This window comes from Pseudomonas sp. Marseille-Q1929, assembly GCF_017316265.1.
In the GTDB taxonomy this organism is placed as follows: Bacteria; Pseudomonadota; Gammaproteobacteria; order Pseudomonadales; family Pseudomonadaceae; genus Aquipseudomonas.
In genome coordinates, this window is the sequence record NZ_JAFLWU010000002.1 from 112,616 (window position 1) to 136,450 (window position 23,835).

General features: G+C 60.8%; 18 protein-coding genes. 8 read left to right on the forward strand and 10 right to left on the reverse strand.

The features are described from left to right. Positions 1-31: 31 nt before the first annotated feature. From J1G37_RS04000 to uvrD, 6 genes are all read right to left on the reverse strand, one after another. A complete protein-coding gene (locus J1G37_RS04000) occupies positions 32-793 on the reverse strand; it encodes a Slam-dependent surface lipoprotein (protein ID WP_207040281.1) in 762 nt (253 codons plus the stop codon). 98 nt (positions 794-891) lie between these two features. Then, positions 892-4,002, reverse strand: a complete 3,111-nt coding sequence (locus J1G37_RS04005) for a TonB-dependent receptor (protein ID WP_207040282.1) — start codon at positions 4,000-4,002, stop codon at positions 892-894. A gap of 144 nt (positions 4,003-4,146) precedes the next feature. After that, positions 4,147-5,121, reverse strand: coding sequence for a FecR domain-containing protein (locus J1G37_RS04010; protein ID WP_347402333.1), 975 nt, complete (start codon positions 5,119-5,121; stop codon positions 4,147-4,149). Positions 5,122-5,164: 43 nt separating this feature from the next. Then, complete coding sequence (locus tag J1G37_RS04015) at positions 5,165-5,662, reverse strand: RNA polymerase sigma factor (protein WP_124526981.1); 498 nt, start codon at positions 5,660-5,662, stop codon at positions 5,165-5,167. A 174-nt stretch (positions 5,663-5,836) separates the two neighbouring features. Next, entirely contained in the window at positions 5,837-6,709 is an 873-nt protein-coding gene (locus J1G37_RS04020; RefSeq protein ID WP_207040284.1) for a Tim44 domain-containing protein, read from the reverse strand. Positions 6,710-6,912: 203 nt separating this feature from the next. After that, entirely contained in the window at positions 6,913-9,096 is a 2,184-nt protein-coding gene (gene uvrD / locus J1G37_RS04025) for a DNA helicase II (protein WP_207040285.1), read from the reverse strand. 246 nt (positions 9,097-9,342) lie between these two features. On the opposite strand from uvrD, the gene J1G37_RS04030 reads away from it, so the two are divergent. The 3 genes from J1G37_RS04030 (at position 9,343) to J1G37_RS04040 (ending at position 13,667) form a co-directional block, all read left to right on the forward strand. Continuing rightward, entirely contained in the window at positions 9,343-12,216 is a 2,874-nt protein-coding gene (locus tag J1G37_RS04030) for an EAL domain-containing protein (RefSeq protein WP_207040286.1), read from the forward strand. Positions 12,217-12,378: 162 nt separating this feature from the next. Further along, positions 12,379-13,245: a transcriptional regulator HexR gene (gene hexR / locus J1G37_RS04035; protein ID WP_010168370.1), complete on the forward strand. Its 867-nt coding sequence runs from the start codon at positions 12,379-12,381 to the stop codon at positions 13,243-13,245. A 224-nt stretch (positions 13,246-13,469) separates the two neighbouring features. Continuing rightward, positions 13,470-13,667, forward strand: coding sequence for a hypothetical protein (locus J1G37_RS04040; RefSeq protein ID WP_122485268.1), 198 nt, complete (start codon positions 13,470-13,472; stop codon positions 13,665-13,667). Here the strand turns inward: J1G37_RS04040 and J1G37_RS04045 are convergent. After that, complete coding sequence (locus J1G37_RS04045; RefSeq protein WP_207040287.1) at positions 13,597-14,571, reverse strand: LysR family transcriptional regulator; 975 nt, start codon at positions 14,569-14,571, stop codon at positions 13,597-13,599. The genes J1G37_RS04040 and J1G37_RS04045 overlap by 71 nt on opposite strands. A 196-nt stretch (positions 14,572-14,767) precedes the next feature. Here J1G37_RS04045 and J1G37_RS04050 point away from each other — a divergent pair, with 196 nt between their 5' ends. Continuing rightward, entirely contained in the window at positions 14,768-16,183 is a 1,416-nt protein-coding gene (locus J1G37_RS04050; protein ID WP_124526976.1) for an acetyl-CoA carboxylase biotin carboxylase subunit, read from the forward strand. Positions 16,184-16,194: 11 nt separating this feature from the next. Beyond that, positions 16,195-18,003 carry a sodium-extruding oxaloacetate decarboxylase subunit alpha gene (gene oadA, locus J1G37_RS04055; protein ID WP_017739020.1) on the forward strand — a complete coding sequence of 603 codons (1,809 nt, stop codon included), beginning with the start codon at positions 16,195-16,197 and terminating at the stop codon, positions 18,001-18,003. Positions 18,004-18,074: 71 nt separating this feature from the next. On the opposite strand, the gene J1G37_RS04060 is transcribed toward oadA, so the two are convergent. Then, entirely contained in the window at positions 18,075-19,289 is a 1,215-nt protein-coding gene (locus J1G37_RS04060; RefSeq protein ID WP_207040288.1) for an autotransporter outer membrane beta-barrel domain-containing protein, read from the reverse strand. Between the two features lie 269 nt (positions 19,290-19,558). Between J1G37_RS04060 and J1G37_RS04065 the strand changes: the two genes are divergently transcribed. Both J1G37_RS04065 and J1G37_RS04070 read left to right on the forward strand, forming a co-directional pair. Continuing rightward, positions 19,559-20,884, forward strand: coding sequence for a HipA domain-containing protein (locus J1G37_RS04065; RefSeq protein WP_207040289.1), 1,326 nt, complete (start codon positions 19,559-19,561; stop codon positions 20,882-20,884). Further along, the gene (locus J1G37_RS04070) at positions 20,881-21,159 is read left to right on the forward strand and encodes a helix-turn-helix transcriptional regulator (RefSeq protein WP_207040290.1); all 279 of its coding nucleotides are present in this window, start codon (positions 20,881-20,883) and stop codon (positions 21,157-21,159) included. Before J1G37_RS04065 ends, J1G37_RS04070 begins: the two co-directional genes overlap by 4 nt. A gap of 3 nt (positions 21,160-21,162) precedes the next feature. On the opposite strand, the gene J1G37_RS04075 is transcribed toward J1G37_RS04070, so the two are convergent. Continuing rightward, positions 21,163-21,987, reverse strand: a complete 825-nt coding sequence (locus J1G37_RS04075) for an amino acid ABC transporter permease (RefSeq protein WP_207040291.1) — start codon at positions 21,985-21,987, stop codon at positions 21,163-21,165. Further along, a complete protein-coding gene (locus J1G37_RS04080) occupies positions 21,984-22,805 on the reverse strand; it encodes an ABC transporter substrate-binding protein (RefSeq protein ID WP_207040292.1) in 822 nt (273 codons plus the stop codon). Before J1G37_RS04080 ends, J1G37_RS04075 begins: the two co-directional genes overlap by 4 nt. Before the next feature lie 113 nt (positions 22,806-22,918). Between J1G37_RS04080 and J1G37_RS04085 the strand changes: the two genes are divergently transcribed. Then, positions 22,919-23,815, forward strand: a complete 897-nt coding sequence (locus J1G37_RS04085; protein WP_207040293.1) for a homocysteine S-methyltransferase family protein — start codon at positions 22,919-22,921, stop codon at positions 23,813-23,815. Positions 23,816-23,835: the final 20 nt, after the last annotated feature.

Sequence of the window (23,835 nt, forward strand, 5' to 3'; positions counted from 1 at the left end):
CTTGGTGGTGCTACGTCAGTTCAAGCCGCTGTTACTTGGCTACGCCGCCGAAAGCGGTGTCGTAGTCGCGGTTGGTGAACTTGGTGATACCGGCCAGCGACGCAGTGGAGCCTGCGCCGTAGAAGTTGCCATTGGTCGTACCGGTGGACAGCAGCGCATTGGTTGCGGCATTGCGCGCTGTGGCGCTGCCCGCGAAGCTGGCATCGCTGGTGCTGATGTTGGCGTTCACGCCGACTCGCAGGGTGCTGTTGGCAATAGAGCCGGTCAAGGTTGGTGCGGCAGTGCCGAAGGTGGCGGTCAAGTCACCGGAAAGCACGTTAGCCCCGGAGTAGTTGTTGATGCCCTGTACCGCGTAGGTCACGCTGGTCGTTGGCAGTACACGGCCGGTGTTGTCACCGGAGTAGTACACAACGCGAGTCGGGTCGTTGTTGGTGCCGTTCTGCGACCACTCGCCGTAGTAGACCTGCTGGCTGGCGACTTGCTTGAAGTCAAAGTTGCCCAGCGCGGCGTGGGAGGCTGGCATCATGGCCGGGGTAATGGTGGTGACGCCATTGGCGTCAGTGGCGACCATGCCTTTGAGGCCGCTGAAGCCGACTTTTGCACCGCCGTAAAACGCCAGCACGCCTACGGACGGTTGGCCAGCAGTGCCCGGGTGATTGGTAGAACCCGTGCCGCTGGAGCCTTCCACGACGATAGTGCCGGTATAGCTTTGGCCAGAAGAAGTATCTGCTTGAGCAACGCCAGCCAAACCAAGAAGAGCCACTGCCAATACTGTGTAGTTGAAAGTTTTCATTTCATCATCCATTGAGTGATTTTAATTAAGTCAACACGTCAAGCATCTGCCAAGTTTTCTTTAGCCTCCCATGGAACACCTCACACGTTAGAACGTATTCAGAATGTGGTTGTAAAGGCAACTTTCAAAGTTCGACCCGGAGCCGGCACCGCCGAACGTGTCAGTGGGTCGACGTAATAAAGGTTGCTCAAGTTGGTGCCGGTCAGTTCGATAGATGCATCGTCGGTCAACTTGTAGTTCACGTAGGCGTCATAGGTCACTATCTTGTCCCACGACATCGGGGTGTTGATGTAGTAACTGACCATGGCACTGTCGGCGTAGTTACTTTCAAACTTGCTCTCGTGTTGGCGGTAATAAATGGCGCGTCCGCCGACTTCGAGCTTGCGATTGAAGAATCGCGCGCCCAAGCCCAGATTGGCTGACCATTCCGGCTGGGACATGCTCACTAGGTAACCCCCGACAAAACCATCGTCCACACAGTTTGGGGTACTGCCGTTGGCGCTGATGCTGACGGCGGAATTTTCATCACAGACTCTGTTTTTCAGTACATGGGCAATGCTCAGGTCGGTGAAGAATCCGCCGTTGTCGTAGCGTCCCTGGAGTTCCACACCGGAGGTCGTCTGCTTCTCCAGGTTGCTGAAGAATAGCGAGGGGTCACGTTCAATCACATTTTTGGTGGTGTTGTTGTAATAGGTCAGCTTGATATCCGCACGCTCACTTCCACCCCAGCCCGCGAGGTTGTGAATGTAGGCAGCTTCATAGTTATAGGCATGCTCCGGCTCAAGGCCCCAGGGATTTATGGATGCCGAAAAGCCGAGGGTGCTTTCAAACATGCTTGGATAACGGATGGCTTCGCTGTAGCGCAAATAGAATCGGCCATTTTCCGAGGTATAAAACGTGGCCGATGCACTGGGCGCCCAGCCGCTGTCTTTCTGGTGCTTGGCTTTGACGTCTTTTACAACGGGCTGGTTTGTCGAGGTGGTACAAGCAATTACATTTTCCCCCGAGTTCGCAGCAATGATGCAGGGGTCAGTGGCGCGTGAGAAACGACCTTTATCATCGCTTGCCCAGTCGGCCGTGTTGTAAGTGTCCTGAATGCTTGTGGTTGTGCGTCTGATCTCTTCTGTGACAACCGCCTTATCTTCCTCGGTAAATCCCCAGGCGTCCCAGGTGGGTTGTTGTTCAGCAATTTTTTGCGCAATCGCTGCCTCTACCTCGCTGTCGGTCAATATTTTGCGCGTGGTGTAATTCACCCTTTTTCCAGTTTCATACACTTTGGTGGTCACACCCGACGCGTCTTGGGTTTCTTTCAAATAATCATCAAACGCCCAGTAAGACGAGTAGCGCGCGCCGGCCGTGAATTTGACAAAACTGACCGGCCGCCAATCGAAGTTGAAGTTGTACTCCCTTTCGTCCCGGCGCCCAGCGCGCGGGTTCATGCGCAAGAGGTCGAAGATAATGGGGTCGTAGTAGTCGTCCTTCGAGCTTAACTTTTCGTGCTGGTAACTGGCGCCTAACGTGAGGTCCAGGCTATCCAGCATCTTGAACTTGTTGCTGAGGGTCACGCCGGCCCGGTCATGTTGCGCGTTGGCCACGGCTGTATTTCTGAATGCCGGGTTGGCCATGCTGGTGGAGTTGGGCACACCGCCACTGGTATAGGTGTCGCTTTGGGTATTGGTGGCCCAGAGGTTGGAATAGAAATCCACCCACGGGTTGCCTTCGGGCTTGAGGTTGTATTCCAGGTTGTAGGCTTTGCTCTGCACATGACTTAGCGGCCACTGCGGTACGCCGCTGGATGCGGCGTCGTACTGGTCGCCGGGGCGGAAGAACGAAATGCGTGACGGCAGGATTTCGCCGTACAGCGAATCCGTGTCGCGGTAGCCGAACTCCAGGGATTGGTCGTCGTCGATCTTCAGCTTGGCCTTGGCTAGCCACGACTCCATCTTGCTAGAGGTATTGGGCACTTCATCCCCCGGCTTATAGATGTTGGCCAGGTTGGGGATGTAGTCGAACTGGCCATTGACCTGTTTGCCGGTGGCGTAGAACCCGCTCTTGTTCTTGCCCGCGTAGTGGTTGCCCTTCTCGCGGTAGGCGTAGGCGGCGAGCAGTTCGAATTTTTCCTGGCGGGTGCCGAGTGCCAGGCGGTAGGCCGAGTCGCCGCCGGTGATCAGGCTGTTGTCGCGGCTGGTGCGCGGGTGCTTGTACAGCGACGGGTCGTAGTAGGAATTAATGGGGATGTATTGATAGTCGGCGGGCGGGCTTTGGCCGGTCATCAAGTGCGGCAACTTGGGCGACACCGAGTTGTTGCTGCCTTCCATCTTCAGCTCGCCGCCGAACTCCTGGCCTTCCTTGAGGATGTCATCCACGTTCAAGGTGTTGGCGACCACCGCGCCGCCCACGCCGCTATAGACGTTGCGCTCCAGGTTCGGTCCCTTGAGCACCTTGATGCTGCCGATCAGGTTGGGGTCGATGTAGTTACGGTTGTTGGCGCCCATGTAGCCGCGATACACCGTCAGCGCCTGTTCGGTGCCGTCGATGGTCAGCGGCACCCGGCCGGGGCCCTGGATGCCGCGCACGTTGGGGTCGAGCGCGCCGCTGTTGCGGCCGTCACCGCTGTAGACGTTAAGCATGCCCTTGAACATGTCGGCGGGGGCGGCGCCTTTGTAGCGTTCGATCTGTTCCTTGCCGGAGTACACGGAGGACACGTCCTGATCGTAGATGTCGTTGTAGCCCTTTTCGTCGCGCGACTCTTTACCGTCCAGTCCATGCACGTAGATCGGGTGCAGGTCGCCCTGCTGGATGCCGCTCATGCCCGGCGCGGGTTGCACCTGGATGATCGGCCGCTCGGGCTGGCTGCCCAGGCTGTAGGTCAGCGCCTGGTTGGCGAGCAGTTGTTGCAGCGCAGCTTCCAGGGACAGTCGACCCTTGACCGGGTTGCCGTAGGTGCCGGTGAGGTCATTACTGCCCAGATAAACTTCGACACCCGCCTGGCGCGCCAGCAGTACCAGGCCTTCGTCCAGCGACAGGGCGGGTACGTCGAAGTCGTGGTAAGCACCTTGGGGTTGCACCTGTGCAGCGCTGCTGACCGGGCGGGTTTGCACCGGGTTGATGGCGGCGGCGTCGGCGGCCAGCGCGAACACGGCGAGCTGGATGCCCAGGCTCAGTCGCGTGCGATTTGCTGCCTTGCGCTTCTTGTTGTTCTGTTGCATCTGCAAAACCGGCCTCACTAAAGCAAATAAGAGTTATTCACATGTAGTAGAAACGCAGCAGCAGCAAAAACGCGATAGATCGTTATGATCTATGTATCTTGTTTTATATATTCATGATGTTAAAAGGCCCGCAGGCGGGGCCTTTCAGTAGATCAGCGTGAGTCCAGGCAGGTCGAGAATGCGCCCGTGGGCTTGCTGTGCGAGGTGTTTGAGGGCGTCGTCGAGATTGTCCAGACGCATCACCGCGCTGATGCGCATGGCGCGCAATGTATCGCCCTTGACCACGACCAGCCCCGGCCGGTAGCGATTGATGCGCGCCACCGCGTCGCCCAGCGGTTCGCGTTGGAACACCAGGCGACCTTCCTGCCAACTGGCCAGTTCATCCGGGCGCGTGGTGAGCGGCAGCAAACCGGCCTTTGGGCTGAAGCGGAGGCTGTTGCCTTGCTCCAGCAGGGCGGAGCCGGCCGCATCATCGCGCTGGGCGGGCGTCAGGTTGACCTCGACCTTGTGCTGCAAAACCCCGACCCAGCCTTCGCGATCCTGGCCGACACCGACCAGATAACGCGTGCCGCGTGCAGTGATGTCTGCGCCGGGCGCGCGCACGGTAAAAGGGCGGCGCTCTTGTTCATTGATCGGCGATGGGGTGAACACCGCTTCGCCCTGGCTCAGGCTGACGAGGCGGGTTTGCTCGTCATAGCTGACGTTCAGGATGCTGTGGCTGCCCAGTTCAACCTGGCTGCCATCTGCCAGCGTAATGTGGCGAACCTCGCCAAACCCGGTGTGATAATCGCTGTTCAGCGCTTGCAGCCAGAAGGGCGGCGCGAGCAGCATCCAGCAGCCCAGCGCGGCAGCACCGATGGCGCTGGCGCAGGTATTGCGGGTCCAGAGCTCGCGCGGCGGGCGTTGCGGTTTTACATAGCCGGGGTGGCGTTTGAGCGAGGCGGTGGCGCGCCAGGCACGGTCAGCCCGGCCGGCGGCGGCGGCATGTCTGGGGTCGGCTTCCTGCCAACGCTGAAAAGCTTCTAGCTCACGCGCCGACAGCTGGCCTTGTCGATGACGCATCACCCAATCGGCAGCTTTGCGCTCCAACGGGTCGGTCGTTTGTGGGGGAGCATTCACGGTTCTGACTGTTTACCTTCTTGCTTTTCAAGATACCCAAGGCTTAGCCCTCTTGGTCTGGATCAAGCGCCTTGCCAATCTTGGCCAGCGCCATCGCCATGTGTTTTTGTACAGAGCTTGTGGATATCCGTAAATAGCGGGCGGTCTCTTTGTGCGTCATGCCTTCCACCCGGCACAGCATGAAAATATCGCGGGTGCGCTCTGGCATGCGTTCCAGCAGGCTTTCCAACTGCTCCAGGGCCAGGGCGTCGAGCGCTTGCTCTTCCGGGCCGCTGGCTTCGTCCACCAGGGTGTCGAAGTAGGCGGCGGCGTCGCTGTCGAAGCGCTTTTCACCGTAGCGTCGATGGTGGTCGATCATGAGGTTGTGCGCGACGCGAAACAGGTACGACGGCGCGCACAGGATGCGTTCCATGTTCTCCAGCTGGGCGATGCGCAGGAACGTGTCCTGCACCAGGTCCGAGGCCAGGCTGGGGGTGCATTTCTTCCGCAACAGGTAACGATGCAGGGCGGATGCATGTTGATTGAAGAGTTTTTCCAGCACGGCGGCACGTTCCTATGCTCGGGCAGAACCGGGAGAGGGCACGAGTATAGTGAGAATGTTTCTCATTAATCCAGTAAAAACAACAAAGCATTTCTGACAGGCAAAAAAAGACCCCGGCGGTGTATTTCACTACACCGCCGGGGTCGTTTACTGCGCGCTCAAGGCGCCAGGTGATCAGCCGTTCTGGCGGATACCGGCAACCAGCCAAGGCTGGTTTTCGCCTTGTGGGCGTTCCATGTTCCAGCTTTCGCTGAACACTTCGCCTTGGTCAAAGCGCGAGTTTTTCGACACGCCGCTGAAGGTCAGGGTGGCGATGGTCTTGTCGGCGCGGTCATCCACGCCTTCCAGTTGTACGCGCAGGTCGTCGATGTAGGTCGACTGGAATGCGTCGCCCAGCTCAGCGCGCTCGCGCTTGAGGAACTCCAGCAGTTGCGGGGTCACGAACTCGGCGATCTTGTCCATTTCGTTGGCGTCCCAGTGTTGTTGCAGGGACTGGAAGTGGCTGCGGGCCGCTTCGACGAAACGCTCTTCGTTGAACCACGCCGGTGCGTTGATCACCGGGCGGGCAGCAGCAGGGGCTGCGGAACCACCAAAGATCGAACCCATGGCAGGCTTCTGCTCGAACACTTCACGCTGCATCGGCGCGCCGGCTGGAGCCATGTGCTCTTGCTGCTTGCGGCGACGGGCGGCGATAAAGCGGAAGATCACAAAGGCGATGACCGCGAGGATCAGCATGTCGAAGATCTGCATGCCCTCGAAGCCGCCGCCCATGAACATGGAAGCGAGCAGGCCACCGGCGGCGATGCCGGCCAGAGGGCCCAACCAACGCGAAGCACCGCCGGCCTTGGCAGCAGCGCCAGCAGCACCGGCCGCGCCTGCGGTAGCGGCTGCACCGCCCATGCCGCCAGCGGACGGAGCCATCTGGCTGGTTTGGTGAGTCGGTGCTGCGCCCGAACTTTTGCCGCCACCGAAGCGCTTGGCGTTGGCGTCGAGGCTCATCGTCAGGCCGATGCACAACGCCATGGCGATGCTAAGAAAACGTTTCATAAAGGGAATTCCCATTTGTGGATTGCACGCGCGCCATGTTGCACAGGTGTCGTGACAGTGGCTAGCGACATAATGTTTCGGGCTTTTGCGTAAGACGAAATCTGAATGGTCTGTAGGACGAATTACAGATATTGGCCCGCCCTCGCTAAAAACAAGAGCAGCTCCACCGATCGTTCCCACGCAGAGCGTGGGAACGCTCAGGGTCAGATGGCTTCGAGCTTCGCGTAACCCATCATCAGCCACTTGCTGCCTTCGGCGAAGTTCACCTGCACGCGTGCCTGGGCGCCGGCGCCTTCGAAGTTGAGGATCACGCCTTCGCCGAAGATCGCATGCTTGACCTGCTGGCCGAGGCTGAACGCGGTTTCCGGGATTGCTGAGCCGGCAAACAGGCTGCTGGCGCTCTGCTGCTGGCCGCCGCCGAACGGGCGGCTGACGCTGTTGGACAGGCGCACTTCCTGGATCAGCCCCTTTGGCACTTCACGTACGAAGCGCGACACCTTGTTGTAGGTCTCGCTACCGTACAGGCGTCGGGTCTCGGCGTAGGTCATCACCAGGTTCTGCATTGCCCGGGTAATGCCCACGTAGGCCAGGCGACGTTCTTCCTCAAGGCGGCCGGGTTCTTCCAGGCTCATCTTGTGGGGGAACAGGCCTTCTTCCATGCCCACCAGGAACACATACGGAAACTCCAGACCCTTGGCGCTGTGCAAGGTCATCAGCTGGATGCTGTCTTCATGCTCGTCGGCCTGGGTATCACCGGCTTCCAGCGAGGCATGGCCGAGGAAGGCGGCGAGCGGGGTCAGCTCCTCTTCGTTCTCGGTGTTTTCGAACGCGCGGGCGGCGCTGACCAGTTCCTCAAGGTTTTCTACCCGAGCCTGGCCTTTCTCGCCTTTTTCCGCTTCGTGGTAGGCAATCAACCCGGACTGCTCGATCACCGTCTGCGTCATTAAATGCAGGGGCATTTCCGCACACTTGGCGGCGAGGTTCTCGATCAGCTCGACAAACACTCCCAACGCCCCGGCTGCACGACCGGTCAGGCCTTTATTGGCGACGAGCAAGCGCATGGCTTCCCACATCGACACATCGGCATGGCGTGCGTGATCGCGAATCGCCTCGACAGTTTTTTCGCCGATGCCACGGGCCGGGATGTTGATCACCCGCTCCAGCGCCGCATCGTTGCCGCGACCTTCCAGCAAACGCAGGTACGCCATGGCGTTCTTGATTTCGGCGCGCTCGAAGAAGCGCTGGCCGCCATAGATGCGGTACGGGATGCGTTCGCGCAGCAAGGCTTCTTCCAGCACCCGCGATTGGGCGTTGGAGCGATATAGGATGGCGATATCGCTGCGCGCCAGGCCGGTCTTCAGCGCGCTTTCGATGGTTTCCACCACGTAGCGCGCTTCATCGTGCTCGTTGAACGCGGCGTACAGGTTGATCGCCTCGCCTTCGCCGCCGTCGGTCCACAGCTCTTTGCCCAGGCGCCCGGTGTTGTTGGCGATCAAGGCGTTGGCGGCCTTGAGGATACCGGCGGTGGAGCGATAGTTCTGCTCCAGGCGGATGGTGACCGCGTCCGGGAAGTCTTCGGAATACTGGTAGATGTTCTCGATTTTCGCGCCACGCCAGCCGTAGATCGACTGGTCGTCATCGCCCACCACCATCAGGCTGTCGCCGCCCTTGGCCAGCAGGCGCAACCAGGCGTATTGCACGGCGTTGGTGTCCTGGAACTCGTCCACCAAGATGTGCCGGAAGCGCTTCTGGTAATGGGCCAGCAAGCCGGGGTTGTCGCGCCACAGGTCGAGGGCGCGCAGCAGCAGCTCGGAGAAGTCGATCACGCCGGCGCGTGCGCAGGCCGCTTCGTACGCTTCATAAATGCTGCGCATGGTGGCCAGGAACAGATCGCCGCTGGCCTGGATATGCTGCGGGCGCAGGCCTTCGTCTTTCTGGCCGTTGATAAACCACTGCGCCTGGCGCGCCGGCCAGCGCTGTTCGTCCAGCCCCAGCTCGCGGATCACCCGCTTGACCAGGCGTTGCTGGTCATCGCTGTCGAGAATCTGGAAGGTCTGGGCCAGGCCCGCTTCCTGCCAATGCGCCCGCAACAGGCGGTGCGCCAGGCCGTGGAAGGTGCCCACCCACATGCCGGCCGGGCTGATGCCCATCAACTGCTCGATGCGATGGCGCATCTCGGCAGCGGCCTTGTTGGTGAAGGTCACCGACAGGATGGAATGCGGGGACGCGTTTTCGACCTGGATCAACCAGGCGATACGGTGCACCAGCACTCGGGTTTTACCGGAGCCAGCACCGGCCAGGACCAACTGACGGCCAACGGGGGCTGCTACGGCCTGGCGTTGGGCATCGTTGAGGGAGTTCAGCAAAAGGGAGAGATCATCGCGCATCGGCGCATTCTATGGCCCTCGGGGGAGTGGGGCAAACCCCAATGCCGGATGGTCGATAATTCTGTCGGGGCGGATGACCGGTCGGTCAGAGGGTGCAGCCCCCGGACCGCCTCGCCCGAGCTGTCTGGCACCGAGGTTTGCGGGTAAATATCCACTGGTTTTTATGACGCAGAGCAGTTTGGCCCACGCGCAGGCTTGTGTATGCTCCGTGCACGTTTCGGGCTCACCATTATAAGAACACTGCCTATGACCCTCAGCACCGACCTGCTCAGCCCCTCGGCGGCGCCCGCGCAGGTTATCCGCAAGCACTACGCCACCGAGATGGCGGTCGAACGCACACGCCTGCTGTATCAGGGCTCGTTGTTGCCCACCTTATTAATGTTGGTCAACGGCCTGGTCTGCGCCTGGCTGTTGTGGAACCCCAAGCAATACCTGCTGGACAGCATCTGGCTGGTCTGGCTGCTGGCGCTGGTAGCGATGCGCGTGATCCAGGTGGCGGCCTTTGATTCGGCCATGCCCAGCCGCCAGGCCCAACCGGTGTGGCGGCGCATGTTCATGCTTGGCTCGGCGGTCAGCGGCCTGACCCTGGCCACCGCCGCCATCGCCCTGGTGCCGGTGGACAGCTTTATGCAGCAGGCCTGGGTGTTCGGCCTGATCGGCGCCGCGACGCTGTCGGCCAGCGTGGCCTACGCCGTGAGCTTGCCGGCGTTCCTGTCGTTTGCCTTGCCGTGCCTGCTGCCGGCGATCCTCTATCTGTTCTGGAACGGCGCACCGCAACAACAAGGCTGGGGCGTGCTCGGCCTGATCCTGCTGGCGTCCTTGAGTGTGGTGGCGTGGCAGGTCAACCGCCTGATCCAGCGCGGGCTGTTGCGACGCTTCCAGAACCAGGCGCTGATCGAACACTTGCAGCAGGCGCAGCAGCGCAGCGAGCAGTTGAATCAAGAGTTGGTGCGCGAAGTCGAGCAACGCCGCCAGATCGAGCAGGAATTGCGCGAAGCCCAGACCGGCCTGCAAGACCGCGTGGCCCAGCGCAGCCAGGAACTCGACGCCGCCAGCCTCGCCCTAAACAAAAGCGAAGCGCGCCTGGCCATGGCGCTGCAAGCCAGCGAACTGGGCCTGTGGGACTGGAACCTGCAAACCGACGAAGTCCACCACACCCAGCTCAAGGAATTGTTCGGCCTGGAGCCCGAGTACGTCACGGCGATGCTCAGCCACCTCAAGCCACGGCTGCACCCCGACGACCTGCCGCTGCTCAAGCGCGCGTTGGTCGAGCATCTCAAGGGCCGCAGCGAGGACTATCAGGTCGAATACCGCGTGCGTCATGGCGACGGCCACTGGGTCTGGATCGAAGACCGTGGCCGCGCCGTGGAGCGCGCGCCCAGTGGCCGGGTCACGCGCATGCTCGGCACACGCCGCGATATCAGCGCGAGCAAAGTCCTGGAAGAGCAACAACGCCTGGCGTCGACGGTTTTCGAGGCGGCCAGCGAAGGCATCGTGATTCTCGACCCGGACTACAAGCTGATCGCGGTGAACCAGGCCTTCAGCCGTGTCACCGGTTTTGACATCGATGACATGCTCGGGCGCAACGTCGTCGAACTGCCCAGCAGCCGCGACGCGCGCCGCCACTTCCCGGTGATCCGCCAGGCGCTGCTCAGCCATGGCACCTGGCAGGGCGAACTGGTAGAGACGCGCAAGAACGGCGAGTTGTATCCGCAGTGGCTGCAATTGAATGTGGTGCGTGATGTGCGGGGAAAGGTCAGCCATATCGTGGGCTTCTTCGCCGATCTCTCTGCGCGGCGCGAATCCGAAGAACGCATGCGCTACCTCACCCATTACGACGAGCTGACCGGCCTGGCCAACCGTTCGCTGTTCCGCGAGCGCCTGCGCGAAGCCCATGCACGGGTGCGCCAGGGTGGGCGCAGCCTGGCGCTGCTGCATATCAACCTCGACCGTTTCAAGCTGCTCAACGACAGCCTGGGGCATGAAGTCGCCGACCAACTGCTACAGAAAATGGCGCGTCGCTTGATCAATGCCTTGCCGGAAGCGGACACCATTGCACGCCTCTCCGGCGACGAATTTGCCGTGCTGTTCGACGCCTACGGCAGCCTGTCGAGCCTGGCGCGCGTGGCCACGCGGTTGCTGGCCAAGCTGCGCGTGCCGGTGACGGTGGACGGGCATGAGCTGGTGGTCAGCGCCTCGATGGGTGTCAGCCTGCTGCCGGACAATGCGCGGGAAATTTCCGCGCTGGTCAGCCAATCGAACATGGCCATGCAACACGCCAAGCACCTGGGCGGCAACAATTTCCAGTTCTACACCGACAGCCTGCAAGCCAGCACCCTGGAGCGCTTGCAGCTGGAAAACCAACTGCGCAAAGCCATCGAAGATCGCCAACTGACGGTGTTCTACCAACCGAAACTGTGCCTGGCCACCGGCAAGCTCAACGCCGCCGAGGCGTTGGTGCGTTGGGAGCATCCGCAGTGGGGCATGGTGCCGCCGGGCGAGTTTATCGGCCTGGCGGAAGAGACGGGCCTGATCGTGCCGCTGGGCGAGTTTGTGCTGCGCCAGGCCTGCTGGCAGGCGTGCGAATGGCAGCGCCAGGGGCTGGCGCCGATCCGGGTGTCGGTGAACCTGTCGGTGCATCAGTTGCGCCAGGGCAAGCTGGTCAGCCTGGTGCGCCAGGTCCTCGAAGAAACCGGGCTGGACCCGCAATACTTGGAGTTGGAGCTGACGGAAAGCCAGCTGCTCGACAGTGTTGAACACATCATCGCCACCTTCCAGCAGTTGCGCGACCTGGGGGTGAAGCTGGCCATCGACGACTTTGGTACTGGCTATTCGTCCCTCAGCTACCTCAAGCGCATCCCCGTGGATTACGTGAAGATCGACCAGACCTTCATCCGTGGCCTTGGCCAGGGCCGTGAAGACGCGGCCATCACCCGGGCAATCATCGCCATGGCCCATGGCTTGGCGCTGAAAGTGGTGGCTGAAGGTGTGGAAGATCAGCAGCAGTTGGACTTCTTGCGGCAGGAACGTTGTGACGAAGTGCAGGGCTATCTGATCAGCCGGCCGATGCAGGCCGAAGGGTTGGCAGATTTGTTACGGAAAAATGCAGATTTTCCTTAATGATGGCGGGGCCGCCCTGATGGCTACAAAGCGCCTGCCCTTTGAATCAGAGGGCAGCAGGGCGATTTAGTGATGCATCAGACGGGCAAAACGACAATTCTTGTAGTATAACTACAAGCTTGCTACATCCCTGGCACCTGCCAATAACAAGAGTCCTGCCCTTTGAACCTGTTGCAACATATCGCCCAGTCGCGCCACCTGTTACGTAAATCGGAACTCAAGGTTGCCGACCACGTGCTGCTTGATCCTGCGGCCGTGATGCACAGTTCCATGGCCGACCTGGCCCACAGCGTGGGCATCAGCGAGCCAACCATCGTGCGCTTCTGCCGCGCCATCGGTTGCTCCGGGTTCCAGGACCTGAAACTCAAGCTGGCCCAGAGCCTGGCCGCCGGCGCGAGCTTCGGGCAGTTTGCGATCCACGAAGACGATTCCGTCGCCGACTACAGCCTGAAAATCTTCGACACCACGTTGCACACCCTGATGGAAGTGCGCGAGAAGCTCGACCCGGTCGAGCTGCAAAAAGCCGTGACCGCGATGTCCCAGGCCCAGCGTGTCGAGTTCTATGGTTTCGGCGCATCGGGTGCGGTGGCGGCTGACGCCCAGCACAAGTTCTTCCGACTGCTGCTTACGGCAGCGGCCTACAGCGACCCGCACATGCAGGCGATGTCGGCAGTGACGTTGAAGCCCACCGACGTGGCGATCTGCATTTCCCAGTCCGGGCGTTCCAAAGACCTGCTGATCACCGCCAACCTGGTGCGTGAAAGCGGCGCGACCCTGATCACCCTGTGCCCGAGCCAGACGCCGTTGGCGGAGCTGTCCACCGTCAACCTGGCGATTGATGTGCACGAAGACACCGAGATCTACACGCCACTGACCTCGCGTATCGCCCACCTGGTGGTGATCGACGTGCTGGCGATGGGCGTGGCCATGGCCCGCGGGCCGAGCCTGGTCAACCACCTCAAGAGCGTGAAGCGCAGCTTGCGCAGCCTGCGGTTGTCGCCCAAGTCCGTCAAAGCCCTCGACGACTGACTCAAGGCCGCACTCGGATAAGAAATGTGGGAGCTGGCTTGCCTGCGATAGCGGCGGGTCAGTCACTGCAGTGGCAACTGACAAACCGCTATCGCAGGCAAGCCAGCTCCCACATGGGATTTGTGTCAACCTGGGAAGATTCATCGTCCTGTCATCCCCGCGCCGCCAAACCGTAACCCCCCAAGCCCATCCTGAACTCCCGTACTCGCATTGGGAGACTCGAAATGGCCCGTCCCTACGAAGACAGCAACAGCGCCGTCAAAACCCGCCGTCAGCAGGAAGACCAGCGCCGCATGGCGTTCCGTCGCGCAATCGAAGACCGTTGTGAAGAACGCCAACTGCTCCAGAGCATCAGTGACTACCCGGAACTGCATTGGCAGGCACCCGTGGCTGCCCAGCGAAACGCTCAGCCAACACGCTGATCTGTGCCCGTTCGCTGCGGATAAAGCCCAGGAACGCATGGGCCACCGGTGACAGGCGCTTGGCCTTGGCCTGCACCAGGCACCAACTGCGGTACAGCGGTAGCTCTTCCACTGGCAGCTCCTTGAGCCCGCCGCTGGCCAGTTCCAGGTTCACGGCGTGGCGCGTCAGCAAGGCCACGCCCAAACCTGCGCTCACGCATTCGCGCTGGGCCTCGGCCGATGACACTTCCACCGTCTGGGTGAAGTGCACGCGCTTCTCCTTGAAGTACTCCTCGCAGGCCATCCGCGTGCCGGAACCCTGCTCGCGCACCAGCAGCGTGTAAGGCTCCAGGTCTTGCAGGCGCAGCGGCCCTTGCAGGCTCAAGGGATGATCAAGGGGTGCCACCGCGACGATCGGGTTGTTGAGGAACGGCAGGAACTCCAGGCCCATGTCCTGGGGCACCATGGACATGATCACCAGGTCGTCGCGGTTGTCCGAAAGCCTGCGAATCACCTGGGCGCGGTTGACCACCGTCAGGTGCAACTGCACTTCAGGATGCTGGCGCTTGAACGCGGCAAACAGATGCGGCACGAAGTACTTGGCGCTGGATTCAATCGCCAGCTTCAACTGGCCTTGCAGCGAGCCCTGCATGTCCGACAGCTGCATGTCGAGGTTTTCCAGGCGCCCGAAAATGTCCCGACTGGCGCGCTGCAAGGCTTCGGCGGCCTCGGTCATGTAGAGCTTTTTGCCGACGTAATCGAACAATGGCTGGCCGATCAGCTCTTCCAGCTGGCGAATTTGTAGGCTAACGGCGGGTTGTGTGAGGGACATTTCCTCGGCAGCACGGCTATACGAGCGCAAATCGCACACTTCATTGAAGATCTGCAATTGACGCAATGTCATACGCATCAATGACTTACGCATTTTTACCGTCCTTTCCCCCGAGGCTGTCCGGCCAACTATAAGTCTTTACTTATGCACGACCCAATAATTATTGATTTTTGTTAATCCCTCCACGGGCTTAGTGTGTGTCTCGCGACTGTCATGAAACATTTGGTCACGCGCCGACCCGGGTCTAGCGGGTCGAAGAACGCAGCAATCGGCTCAAGGGAATTTCCAAGTGATAAAAAAGATCCTGATCGCCAACCGTGGTGAAATTGCCGTACGAATCGTGCGTGCCTGCGCCGAGATGGGCATTCGCTCGGTCGCGGTCTACTCCGACGCCGACCGTCACGCGTTGCACGTCAAACGTGCCGACGAAGCCCACAGCATTGGTGCCGAGCCTTTGGCCGGCTACCTGAACCCGCGCAAGCTGGTGAACCTGGCCGTGGAAACCGGCTGTGATGCGCTGCACCCCGGCTACGGCTTCCTGTCGGAAAACGCCGAACTGGCGGACATCTGCGCCGAACGTGGGATCAAGTTCATCGGTCCGTCCGCTGAAGTGATCCGCCGCATGGGCGATAAGACCGAAGCGCGCCGCAGCATGATCAAGGCCGGTGTACCGGTCACCCCCGGCACCGAAGGCAACGTTGCCGACATCTTTGAGGCCCTCACCGAAGGCGACCGCATTGGTTACCCGGTGATGCTCAAGGCCACCTCCGGTGGTGGCGGGCGCGGCATCCGCCGTTGCAACAGCCGCGAAGAACTTGAACAAGCCTTCCCCCGTGTTATCTCCGAAGCCACCAAGGCCTTCGGTTCGGCGGAAGTGTTCCTGGAAAAGTGCATCGTCAATCCCAAGCACATCGAGGCGCAGATCCTCGGTGACAGCTTTGGCAACGTGGTGCATCTGTTCGAGCGCGATTGCTCGATCCAGCGTCGTAACCAGAAGCTCATCGAAATCGCGCCAAGCCCGCAGCTGACCCCGGAACAGCGCGCCTACATCGGCGACCTGTCGGTGCGTGCGGCCAAGGCCGTGGGCTACGAGAACGCCGGCACCGTGGAGTTCCTGCTCGCCGAGGGCGAGGTGTACTTCATGGAGATGAACACCCGGGTGCAGGTGGAACACACCATCACCGAAGAAATCACCGGGATCGACATCGTCCGTGAGCAGATCCGCATTGCCTCGGGCCTGCCGCTGTCGGTGAAACAGGAAGACATCCAGCACCGTGGTTTCGCGTTGCAGTTCCGCATCAACGCCGAAGACCCGAAGAACAACTTCCTGCCCAGCTTCGGCAAGATCACCCGTTACTACGCGCCCGGCGGCCCCGGCGTGCGCACCGACACGGCGATCTACACCGGCTACACCATCCCGCCGTTCTACGACTCCATGTGCCTGAAACTGGTGGTGTGGGCGTTGACCTGGGAAGAAGCCATGGACCGCGGCCTGCGGGCCCTGGACGACATGCGCCTGCAAGGTGTGAAGACCACCGCCGCCTACTACCAGGAAATCCTGCGCAACCCGGAATTCCGCAGCGGCCAGTTCAATACCAGCTTCGTTGAAGCCCACCCTGAACTGACCAACTACTCGATCAAGCGCAAACCCGAAGAGCTGGCCCTGGCCATCGCCGCCGCCATCGCCGCCCACGCAGGCCTGTGAGGAATACAACAATGTCCAAGAAAATTTTCGTTACCGACACCATCCTGCGCGACGCCCACCAATCGTTGCTCGCGACCCGCATGCGCACCGACGACATGTTGCCGATCTGCGACAAGCTCGACAAAGTCGGCTATTGGTCCCTGGAAGTCTGGGGCGGCGCGACCTTCGACGCCTGCGTGCGCTTCCTTAAAGAAGACCCGTGGGAGCGCCTGCGCAAACTGCGCGCCGCATTGCCCAACACGCGCCTGCAAATGCTGCTGCGTGGCCAGAACCTGCTGGGCTACCGCCACTACAGCGACGACGTGGTCAAGGCCTTCGTCGCCAAGGCCGCAGTCAACGGTATCGATGTGTTCCGCATCTTCGACGCGATGAACGACGTGCGTAACCTGCGCGTGGCTATCGAAGCGGTAAAAGCGGCGGGCAAACACGCCCAAGGCACTATCGCCTACACCACCAGCCCGGTGCACACCGTCGAGGCCTTCGTGGCCCAGGCCAAGCAGTTGGAAGCCATGGGTTGCGACTCCATCGCGATCAAGGACATGGCTGGCCTGCTGACCCCGTACGCCACCGGCGAACTGGTCAAGGCGCTGAAAGCCGAGCAGACTCTGCCGATTTTCATCCACTCGCATGACACAGCGGGTTTGGCCGCGATGTGCCAACTCAAGGCCATCGAAAACGGTGCCAGCCACATCGACACTGCCATCTCCAGCTTCGCCTGGGGCACTAGCCACCCAGGTACCGAGTCGATGGTCGCCGCCCTTAAAGGCAGCGAATTCGACACCGGCCTGAGCCTGGAGCTGCTGCAAGAGATCGGCCTGTACTTCTACGCGGTGCGTAAGAAATATCACCAGTTCGAGAGCGAATTCACCGCTGTCGACACCCGTGTGCAAGTCAACCAGGTGCCGGGCGGGATGATTTCCAACCTGGCCAACCAGTTGAAAGAGCAGGGCGCCCTCAACCGCATGAGCGAAGTGCTGGCCGAAATCCCGCGTGTGCGTGAAGACCTTGGCTTCCCGCCGCTGGTTACGCCGACGTCGCAGATCGTCGGCACCCAGGCGTTCTTCAACGTGCTGGCCGGCGAGCGCTACAAGACCATCACCAACGAAGTGAAGCTCTACCTGCAAGGCGGCTACGGCAAGGCGCCGGGCACCGTCAACGAGCAACTGCGTCGCCAGGCCATCGGCAGCGAAGAAGTGATCGACGTGCGCCCGGCTGACCTGCTCAAGCCGGAAATGACCAAGCTGCGCGGCGAGATCGGCGCGTTGGCCAAGTCCGAAGAAGACGTGCTGACTTACGCCATGTTCCCGGACATCGGCCGCAAGTTCCTCGAAGAACGCGACGCCGGCACCCTGGCGCCGGAAGTATTGCTGCCGATTCCCGAGGCGGGCGGTGTGGCGCGTGCCGGTGGTGAAGGCGTGCCGACCGAATTCGTCATCGACGTGCACGGTGAAAGCTACCGCGTGGACATCACCGGTGTCGGTGTGAAGGCCGAAGGCAAGCGTCACTTCTACCTGTCCATCGACGGCATGCCGGAAGAAGTGGTGTTCGAACCGCTCAATGAGTTTGTGGGCGGCGGCAGCAGCAAGCGCAAGCAAGCCACTGCGCCGGGCCATGTCAGCACGGCGATGCCGGGCAATATCGTCGATGTGCTGGTCAAGGAAGGCGACGTGGTCAAGGCCGGCCAGGCCGTGCTGATCACCGAAGCGATGAAGATGGAAACCGAAGTGCAGGCAGCCATTGCCGGCAAGGTGACCGCTGTTCACGTGGCCAAGGGCGACCGGGTCAACCCGGGCGAAATCCTGATTGAAATCGAAGGCTGATCCAGCCTTCGACACTACCGCTTAATCCTCGGGGGGGCAGGTGCCCTCCTTTTTTTTGCCTGAAATAAGGACTAGAACCTCATTCGCCACTGGCCCATCAAGCCTTGGTTGCTGCTGTGGGTGCCGTTTTCACCGAGGTAGGCCAGGCCGACGGTGTGGTTCGAGGACAGCGCCAGGTCCAATCCTGCCTGTAAGCTGAGGCTATTGCGGTCCAGGGACGTGCCTTGGATGGTGAAGTCGTCAACGCCGCCATGGCGAAAGGACTGACGCACGCTGCTCTCGACATCGCCGTAGAGGTGCTTCCAGCCCGCACTTAAGTGTGGCGTGAGGCTCATCTGGTTATCGAACCGAATCTGCTTCGCCAGGCGTAGGCCAAAAGTGCTGCTCAGGTTTTGCTGGGTTTGCGCATCGATGTTCAGCGCAGCCGGCCCCCCTTGCTCTCTGAAACGGTCACGGCTGTAGCGCTGGTAACCAAGCCCGGCAAACGGCTCGATGCTCAGGCTGCCAGTGCCCAGTTGGTAGCCCGCTTCACCGAACACATTTTGGCCTGTAGCGTTGTAGCTGCCCTTGAGCGTGTCCTTGTAGCTGAGGATCTCGATGCCGCGCCGATTCTGCCCGGTATGGCTGCTGTAGATCGCCCCCAGGCGCAACGCCAACGGGCCGTCCTGACGCACGGCGTAGCCGCCCAGGTGCCAGCTGTCCAGGTCGGCGGTGAAGCGTTGAGTGTCAAAGCGGCTGCTGGATTTGGCCCCCAGCACACCGACCCGCCACGCATGATCGACAGCCCAATCCGCGCCCATCAGCACACCCTGATTCGATGTATTCAGACGGGCCGTGCCGAGCTGGCCCTCGAGGCCGCCTTCATTGCCGAGGTTCTTGACCCAGAAGTGACCGTCGGTGTCGCTGGGCAGTTCGCGCAAGGCTGCGAGCACGCGGCTGCTGAGCTGCTGGGTGGTGCTCTGTGTTGCAGCGGCGAGGTTGGCGTTCTGGCTACCGGCCAACTGTTTGAGGGCTGCGCCGAAGCCATTCGGTTGCTGCGCGAGTTCGGCGTTGAATTTTTCCAGGGCCTTGAGCTGTTCGGAGGTCAGTTGGCCGGATTCCAGCAGGCGAATCGCGGCGGGCTCCAGTACCTTCGCGACTTGCAAACCGTTGTACGAGGTGGCTTTTCGGGTGAAATAGCCGTCGATGGGCGCGCCTTCGATTTCGCCGCGTGCTTGCGCATGGGGAAGGCTGGCGGCAACCGCAAGGCTGATGAAAAATGCGATTCTGCGGGGGGTTATGGGCATGAATTCCCGACCTCTTGTGGATGAGGCCTGGAATTTAGCGAGATGGCGGGGGGATAACTGTCAGGGCATGGGTTCCCGGTTTGCGGGAGTTGTCTCTATTGGCCTGTGGTTGACCGAATCTGCATTTTATTGCGTAAAATCGTGCTGAATAGCACATTATCTGCATTTTAATGCAGTTATACAGCATGCCAAGTCAAACAATCTGCACTATATTGCATGGCAGAAGTCCCTATTCGACTTGAGAACGCATTAAATTGCAGGGCCACCTCATGCTCAGCCTGACATTGCAAATCTACGCCGAAGGAAAATGGCAGGACGCACTGCTATTGACCTTCGATACCCCACAGCAGGGTTTCGACAGTCGCTGCAGCTTTGGTTATGACCAACGCTATCTGGTCGATCATCTCGACGACCTCGCCACGCCTTTCGCGACGGCGGTGAGTGCAGGGCTGCCTTTGCAATGGGAGGGCTGCCGAATACAAGGTGCCCCAGCTTTTCTCCATGACATTGCACCAGCAGGCGCCGCCAAGCGGTTTCTGATGGCCCATATTGGCCAGGAAAAACCGGACGGCATCAGCGCAGACCTGTTTTTACTGATGCGTAGCACACCCGCTCCCATCGGCCATATGCGGATCAAAGAATCGGTTGCCGCGTGGGACAGTCGCCCACCCATGGGGTTTGCACGCCAAGAAGTGATCCAACGGGACAATCGTTTTTTGGAGTACGCCTACGAACAGGGCGCTGCCATTGGTGGCGCCACCGGGGCGGGAGGGGAAGCGCCGAAGCTGCTGCTGACGGAAAACCAGCACGGCCTGCTGTTCCCGGATGCTGTGTTGGATGACGAGCAGGTCCGGCAACACTGGTTCGTGAAATTTGCGCGCAACAAAGGCACGCAGATCGACCAAGACATCCTGCGCAGCGAGTACCACTACTACAAAGCCTTGCAGGTCTTGGGCATCGACACAGTGGCGGTGCAAGGGTTGGCCTTGGAAGAAGCCAGCAAGCCCAGCCTGTGGATGCAGCGTTTTGATCGACGCGTCGGCCGCCAGGGCGTTGAGCGCTACGCGGTGGAATCCATTTACTCGGTGTCTGGCGTCACTGTCCCAGGCAGCGCCATGGGGCATCGGGAGGTTGTTGAGCGACTGGTCGGGTTATGGGCGCAGACAGGGCAAGCCCATGAAGTGCCGGAACTGGTGGCCGAATACCTGAGGCGCGATTTGTTGAACAAGATCCTCGGCAACTCTGACAACCACGGGCGTAACACCTCAATCATTCGCCACGCCAACGCGTTGTGCCTGGCGCCTATCTACGACTTGGCGCCTATGGTGATGGACGACGAAGGGATCACGCGCACGACAAAATGGCCCAAAGAGTTGGAGCGCGCAGGCGAGGTGGACTGGCGAGGTGTATGTCATCTACTGGGTGATTTGGCCGACAGCCAGGCACTGTTCGAAAACCTCAGGGCCGCCGCGCAACAGTTCTTGGCACTGCCCGACATCCTGAGTGCCAGTGGCTTGCCAGCGGTGACGATGAACCATCCCGCCATTGCCCTGAAAAACCTGCCGCAACGCCTGCAAGCATGGGGATTGAAATGAGCCTGACCATTGAAGAGCGCACGTTGCTGATCGACAGCATCCAGACCGCATTAGCCGAGGGTACGCTGCAAATCGGCGAAGCCGTGCGCCGCCTGCGCACCGAAGTCACAGGCTTGCATCAGAGCCAGTTCGCCAGAATGTGCAAAATCTCTGTGCGCACCCTGGTGCATATCGAGCACGGCGAGGGTAACCAGACCTTGAAATCATTGAACGCTGTATTCCAACCGTTCGGCCTGCAAATGGGCGTGGTCAAGCTGCGCCGTCACTACCGCTGAGCATCAGCTACGGCGCACATACCCCTTGCCATAATGCCGCTCCATCCGCGCCTGGATCAGTTCCAGGCCCAGGGACAGCACCCAGTAAATAATCGCAGCGGTGGTCAGCATCTCGATATAGCGATAACTCGACCGGCCATAGGACTGTGCCAGGAACATCACTTCCCACACCCCCATCACCGAGATCAGCGACGAGTCCTTGAGCATCGAGATGAACTGGTTGGTCGCCGGCGGGATGATGGTGCGCATGGCCTGGGGCAGGGTCACGTGCCAGAAGATCGCACTGTCGCGCATGCCCAGCGCCAGGGCCGCTTCGCGCTGGCCGTGGGCGACGCCGAGGATGCCGGCGCGGAAGATTTCGCTCAGGTAGGCGCCGTAGTTCAGCGACAACGCGATGATCCCGGCGACGATGGCGCCCGGCACCAAACCCAACTGCGGCAGGCCGAGGTAGATCAGCAGGATCTGGATCAGCAGCGGTGTGCCGCGAAAGAACGACGCGTAGAAGCTGGCGATGCCAAAGGCTACGGCGCTTTTCGACAAGCGTCCCAGCGCGGTGACGAAACCCAGCACCGACGAAATCACCATGGAACACAGGCACAGGAACAACGTCAGTGCCGCGCCTTGCAGGAAGCCGTTGGGCGCCAGGTGCAGGCCGACCAGGTTGGGCAGCTTGTCGAGGATGATCGAGAACTTCAGGTCAAAGCTCAGGAAGAAACTGGCGAACAGGCACAGCAGCGCGGCCCAGGTGAGGTACAGGCGGGTGCGAAAGCCAAACAGGCGCTGCACGCGCGACTCGCTGACCTTGGGCGGTGTAGGAAATGCGGTCATTGGCTGATGTCGGCGCCGATCCATTTTTGCGACAGCTGGCTCAAGGTGCCGTCCTGTTTCAGCTGGGCAAAGACTTCACGCACCTTGCTGTCCCACTGGGGGTCACCTTTTTCGATGGCCACCGAGTTGGGTTCCGAATACAGCGCCTCACCGGCCAGTTTGAAGCGCTTGTCTTCGTTCAGGCGCGGTTGCGCGGTGACCAGGTTGGTGAGGATTGCGTCCAGGCGCTTGCCGGCGCCGAGGCCGAGGTCCTGGAAGGCGACGTTGTCGGTGTCGTACGGGGCGATCTGCACGTTGTCGAACGGGTACTGCAACTGGGTGTCTTCGGCGCCTTCGATCACCAGGTTTTTGTTCAGGTAGCTTTCATAACTGGAGGCGCTGGTGAGGCCGACTTTCTTGCCGCTCAAATCCTTGGCGCTGTGGATGCGCTCATCCGTGGCGTTGACCACGATCACCGCAGGCGACGCGTAGTACTTCACCGGGAAATCGAATACTTCGGCGCGGGCCTTGCTCGGGGTCATGGAGCAGATGCAGATGTCGTAGCGCCCGCTCCAGTGGCCGGCGGCAATCACGTCCCAGGACGGGGTTTCCAGGCGCAGCTGCACGCCGAGTTTTTGCGCCACGGCCTTGGCCACATCGACGTCGAAGCCGTCGAGTTGGTTTTGCTCATTGAGGAATGAGAAAGGCGGGTAGCTTTCCATCAGCACACCCACCAGTTCTTTCTTTTTCTCGACCCGGTCCAGCGTGGTGCCGCCGAAGGCTTGAGTGGAAGCAGCCAGAATCGTCAGGCCCAGGGCCAGCAGCGGTTTTAGTTTCACGAGTCGCACCCAAGTAAAAAAACAGTTGTTATGAACAGAATTGAACGTATTAAATAGTTATAAGAACGACTCTCATAGTGAGTTATTTTCATAAGCTTATGAGTAAAAAGCATATGGCCAACGCAACAGTAATTCTCGATGGCGGCATGGGCCGTGAACTGCAACGCCGTGGCGCGCCTTTCCGGCAGCCGGAATGGTCGGCGCTGGCGTTGAGCGAAGCGCCGCAGGCAGTGGAAGCGGTGCACGCGGCTTATATCCAAAGTGGCGCGAACGTCATCACCAGCAACAGCTACGCCGTGGTGCCATTCCATATCGGTGAGGCGCGCTTCGCCGCCGAAGGCCAGGCCTTGGCGGCGCTGGCCGGTGAGTTGGCGCGCCGCGCTGTTGAGGCGTCGGGCAAGCCGGTGCGTGTGGCGGGCTCGCTGCCGCCGCTGTTTGGCTCGTACCGTCCCGACCTGTTCGAGCCGCAGCGCGTCGCCGAGTTGCTGGCACCGCTGGTACAGGGGTTGGCACCGTTTGTGGACCTGTGGCTGGCCGAAACCCAGAGCTCCATTGCCGAAGCACGCGCCATCCAGGCGGGGCTGCCAAAGGATGGCAAGCCGTTCTGGCTGTCGTTCACGTTGAAGGATGAAGATACCGACGACGTTCCGCGCCTGCGTTCCGGCGAACCGGTGGCGGACGCCGCCGAAGCGGCGGCGCAGTTGGGAGTGCAGGTATTGCTGTTCAATTGCAGCCAGCCGGAAGTGATCGGCGACGCGATCGACGCCGCGCGCCAGACCTTCGAGCGCCTGGGCGCGCAGATCGAGGTGGGGGCCTACGCCAACGCGTTCCCGCCGCAGCCCAAGGAAGCCACGGCCAACGATGGCCTGGACCCGCTGCGTGATGATCTCGACCCGCCGGGCTACCTGCATTGGGCCGCCGACTGGCAGGCGCGGGGTGCCAGCCATCTGGGCGGGTGCTGCGGGATCGGACCGGAACATATTGCGGTGTTGGCGCAGCAACTGCGCTAGTTGCACCCACCCTGGCCAAC

Excerpts from the sequence above, each read along its gene's own strand:
- J1G37_RS04065 (WP_207040289.1), top strand. The coding sequence starts at position 19,559 with ATGCTCAGCCTGACATTGCAAATCTACGCCGAAGGAAAATGGCAGGAC.
- J1G37_RS04070 (WP_207040290.1), top strand. The coding sequence starts at position 20,881 with ATGAGCCTGACCATTGAAGAGCGCACGTTGCTGATCGACAGCATCCAG.
- J1G37_RS04085 (WP_207040293.1), top strand. The coding sequence starts at position 22,919 with ATGGCCAACGCAACAGTAATTCTCGATGGCGGCATGGGCCGTGAACTG.
- J1G37_RS04060 (WP_207040288.1), bottom strand. The coding sequence starts at position 19,289 with ATGCCCATAACCCCCCGCAGAATCGCATTTTTCATCAGCCTTGCGGTT.
- J1G37_RS04020 (WP_207040284.1), bottom strand. The coding sequence starts at position 6,709 with ATGAAACGTTTTCTTAGCATCGCCATGGCGTTGTGCATCGGCCTGACG.
- J1G37_RS04075 (WP_207040291.1), bottom strand. The coding sequence starts at position 21,987 with ATGACCGCATTTCCTACACCGCCCAAGGTCAGCGAGTCGCGCGTGCAG.
- J1G37_RS04045 (WP_207040287.1), bottom strand. The coding sequence starts at position 14,571 with ATGCGTAAGTCATTGATGCGTATGACATTGCGTCAATTGCAGATCTTC.
- J1G37_RS04000 (WP_207040281.1), bottom strand. The coding sequence starts at position 793 with ATGAAAACTTTCAACTACACAGTATTGGCAGTGGCTCTTCTTGGTTTG.
- J1G37_RS04030 (WP_207040286.1), top strand. The coding sequence starts at position 9,343 with ATGACCCTCAGCACCGACCTGCTCAGCCCCTCGGCGGCGCCCGCGCAG.
- J1G37_RS04005 (WP_207040282.1), bottom strand. The coding sequence starts at position 4,002 with ATGCAACAGAACAACAAGAAGCGCAAGGCAGCAAATCGCACGCGACTG.
- oadA (WP_017739020.1), top strand. The coding sequence starts at position 16,195 with ATGTCCAAGAAAATTTTCGTTACCGACACCATCCTGCGCGACGCCCAC.
- J1G37_RS04040 (WP_122485268.1), top strand. The coding sequence starts at position 13,470 with ATGGCCCGTCCCTACGAAGACAGCAACAGCGCCGTCAAAACCCGCCGT.
- uvrD (WP_207040285.1), bottom strand. The coding sequence starts at position 9,096 with ATGCGCGATGATCTCTCCCTTTTGCTGAACTCCCTCAACGATGCCCAA.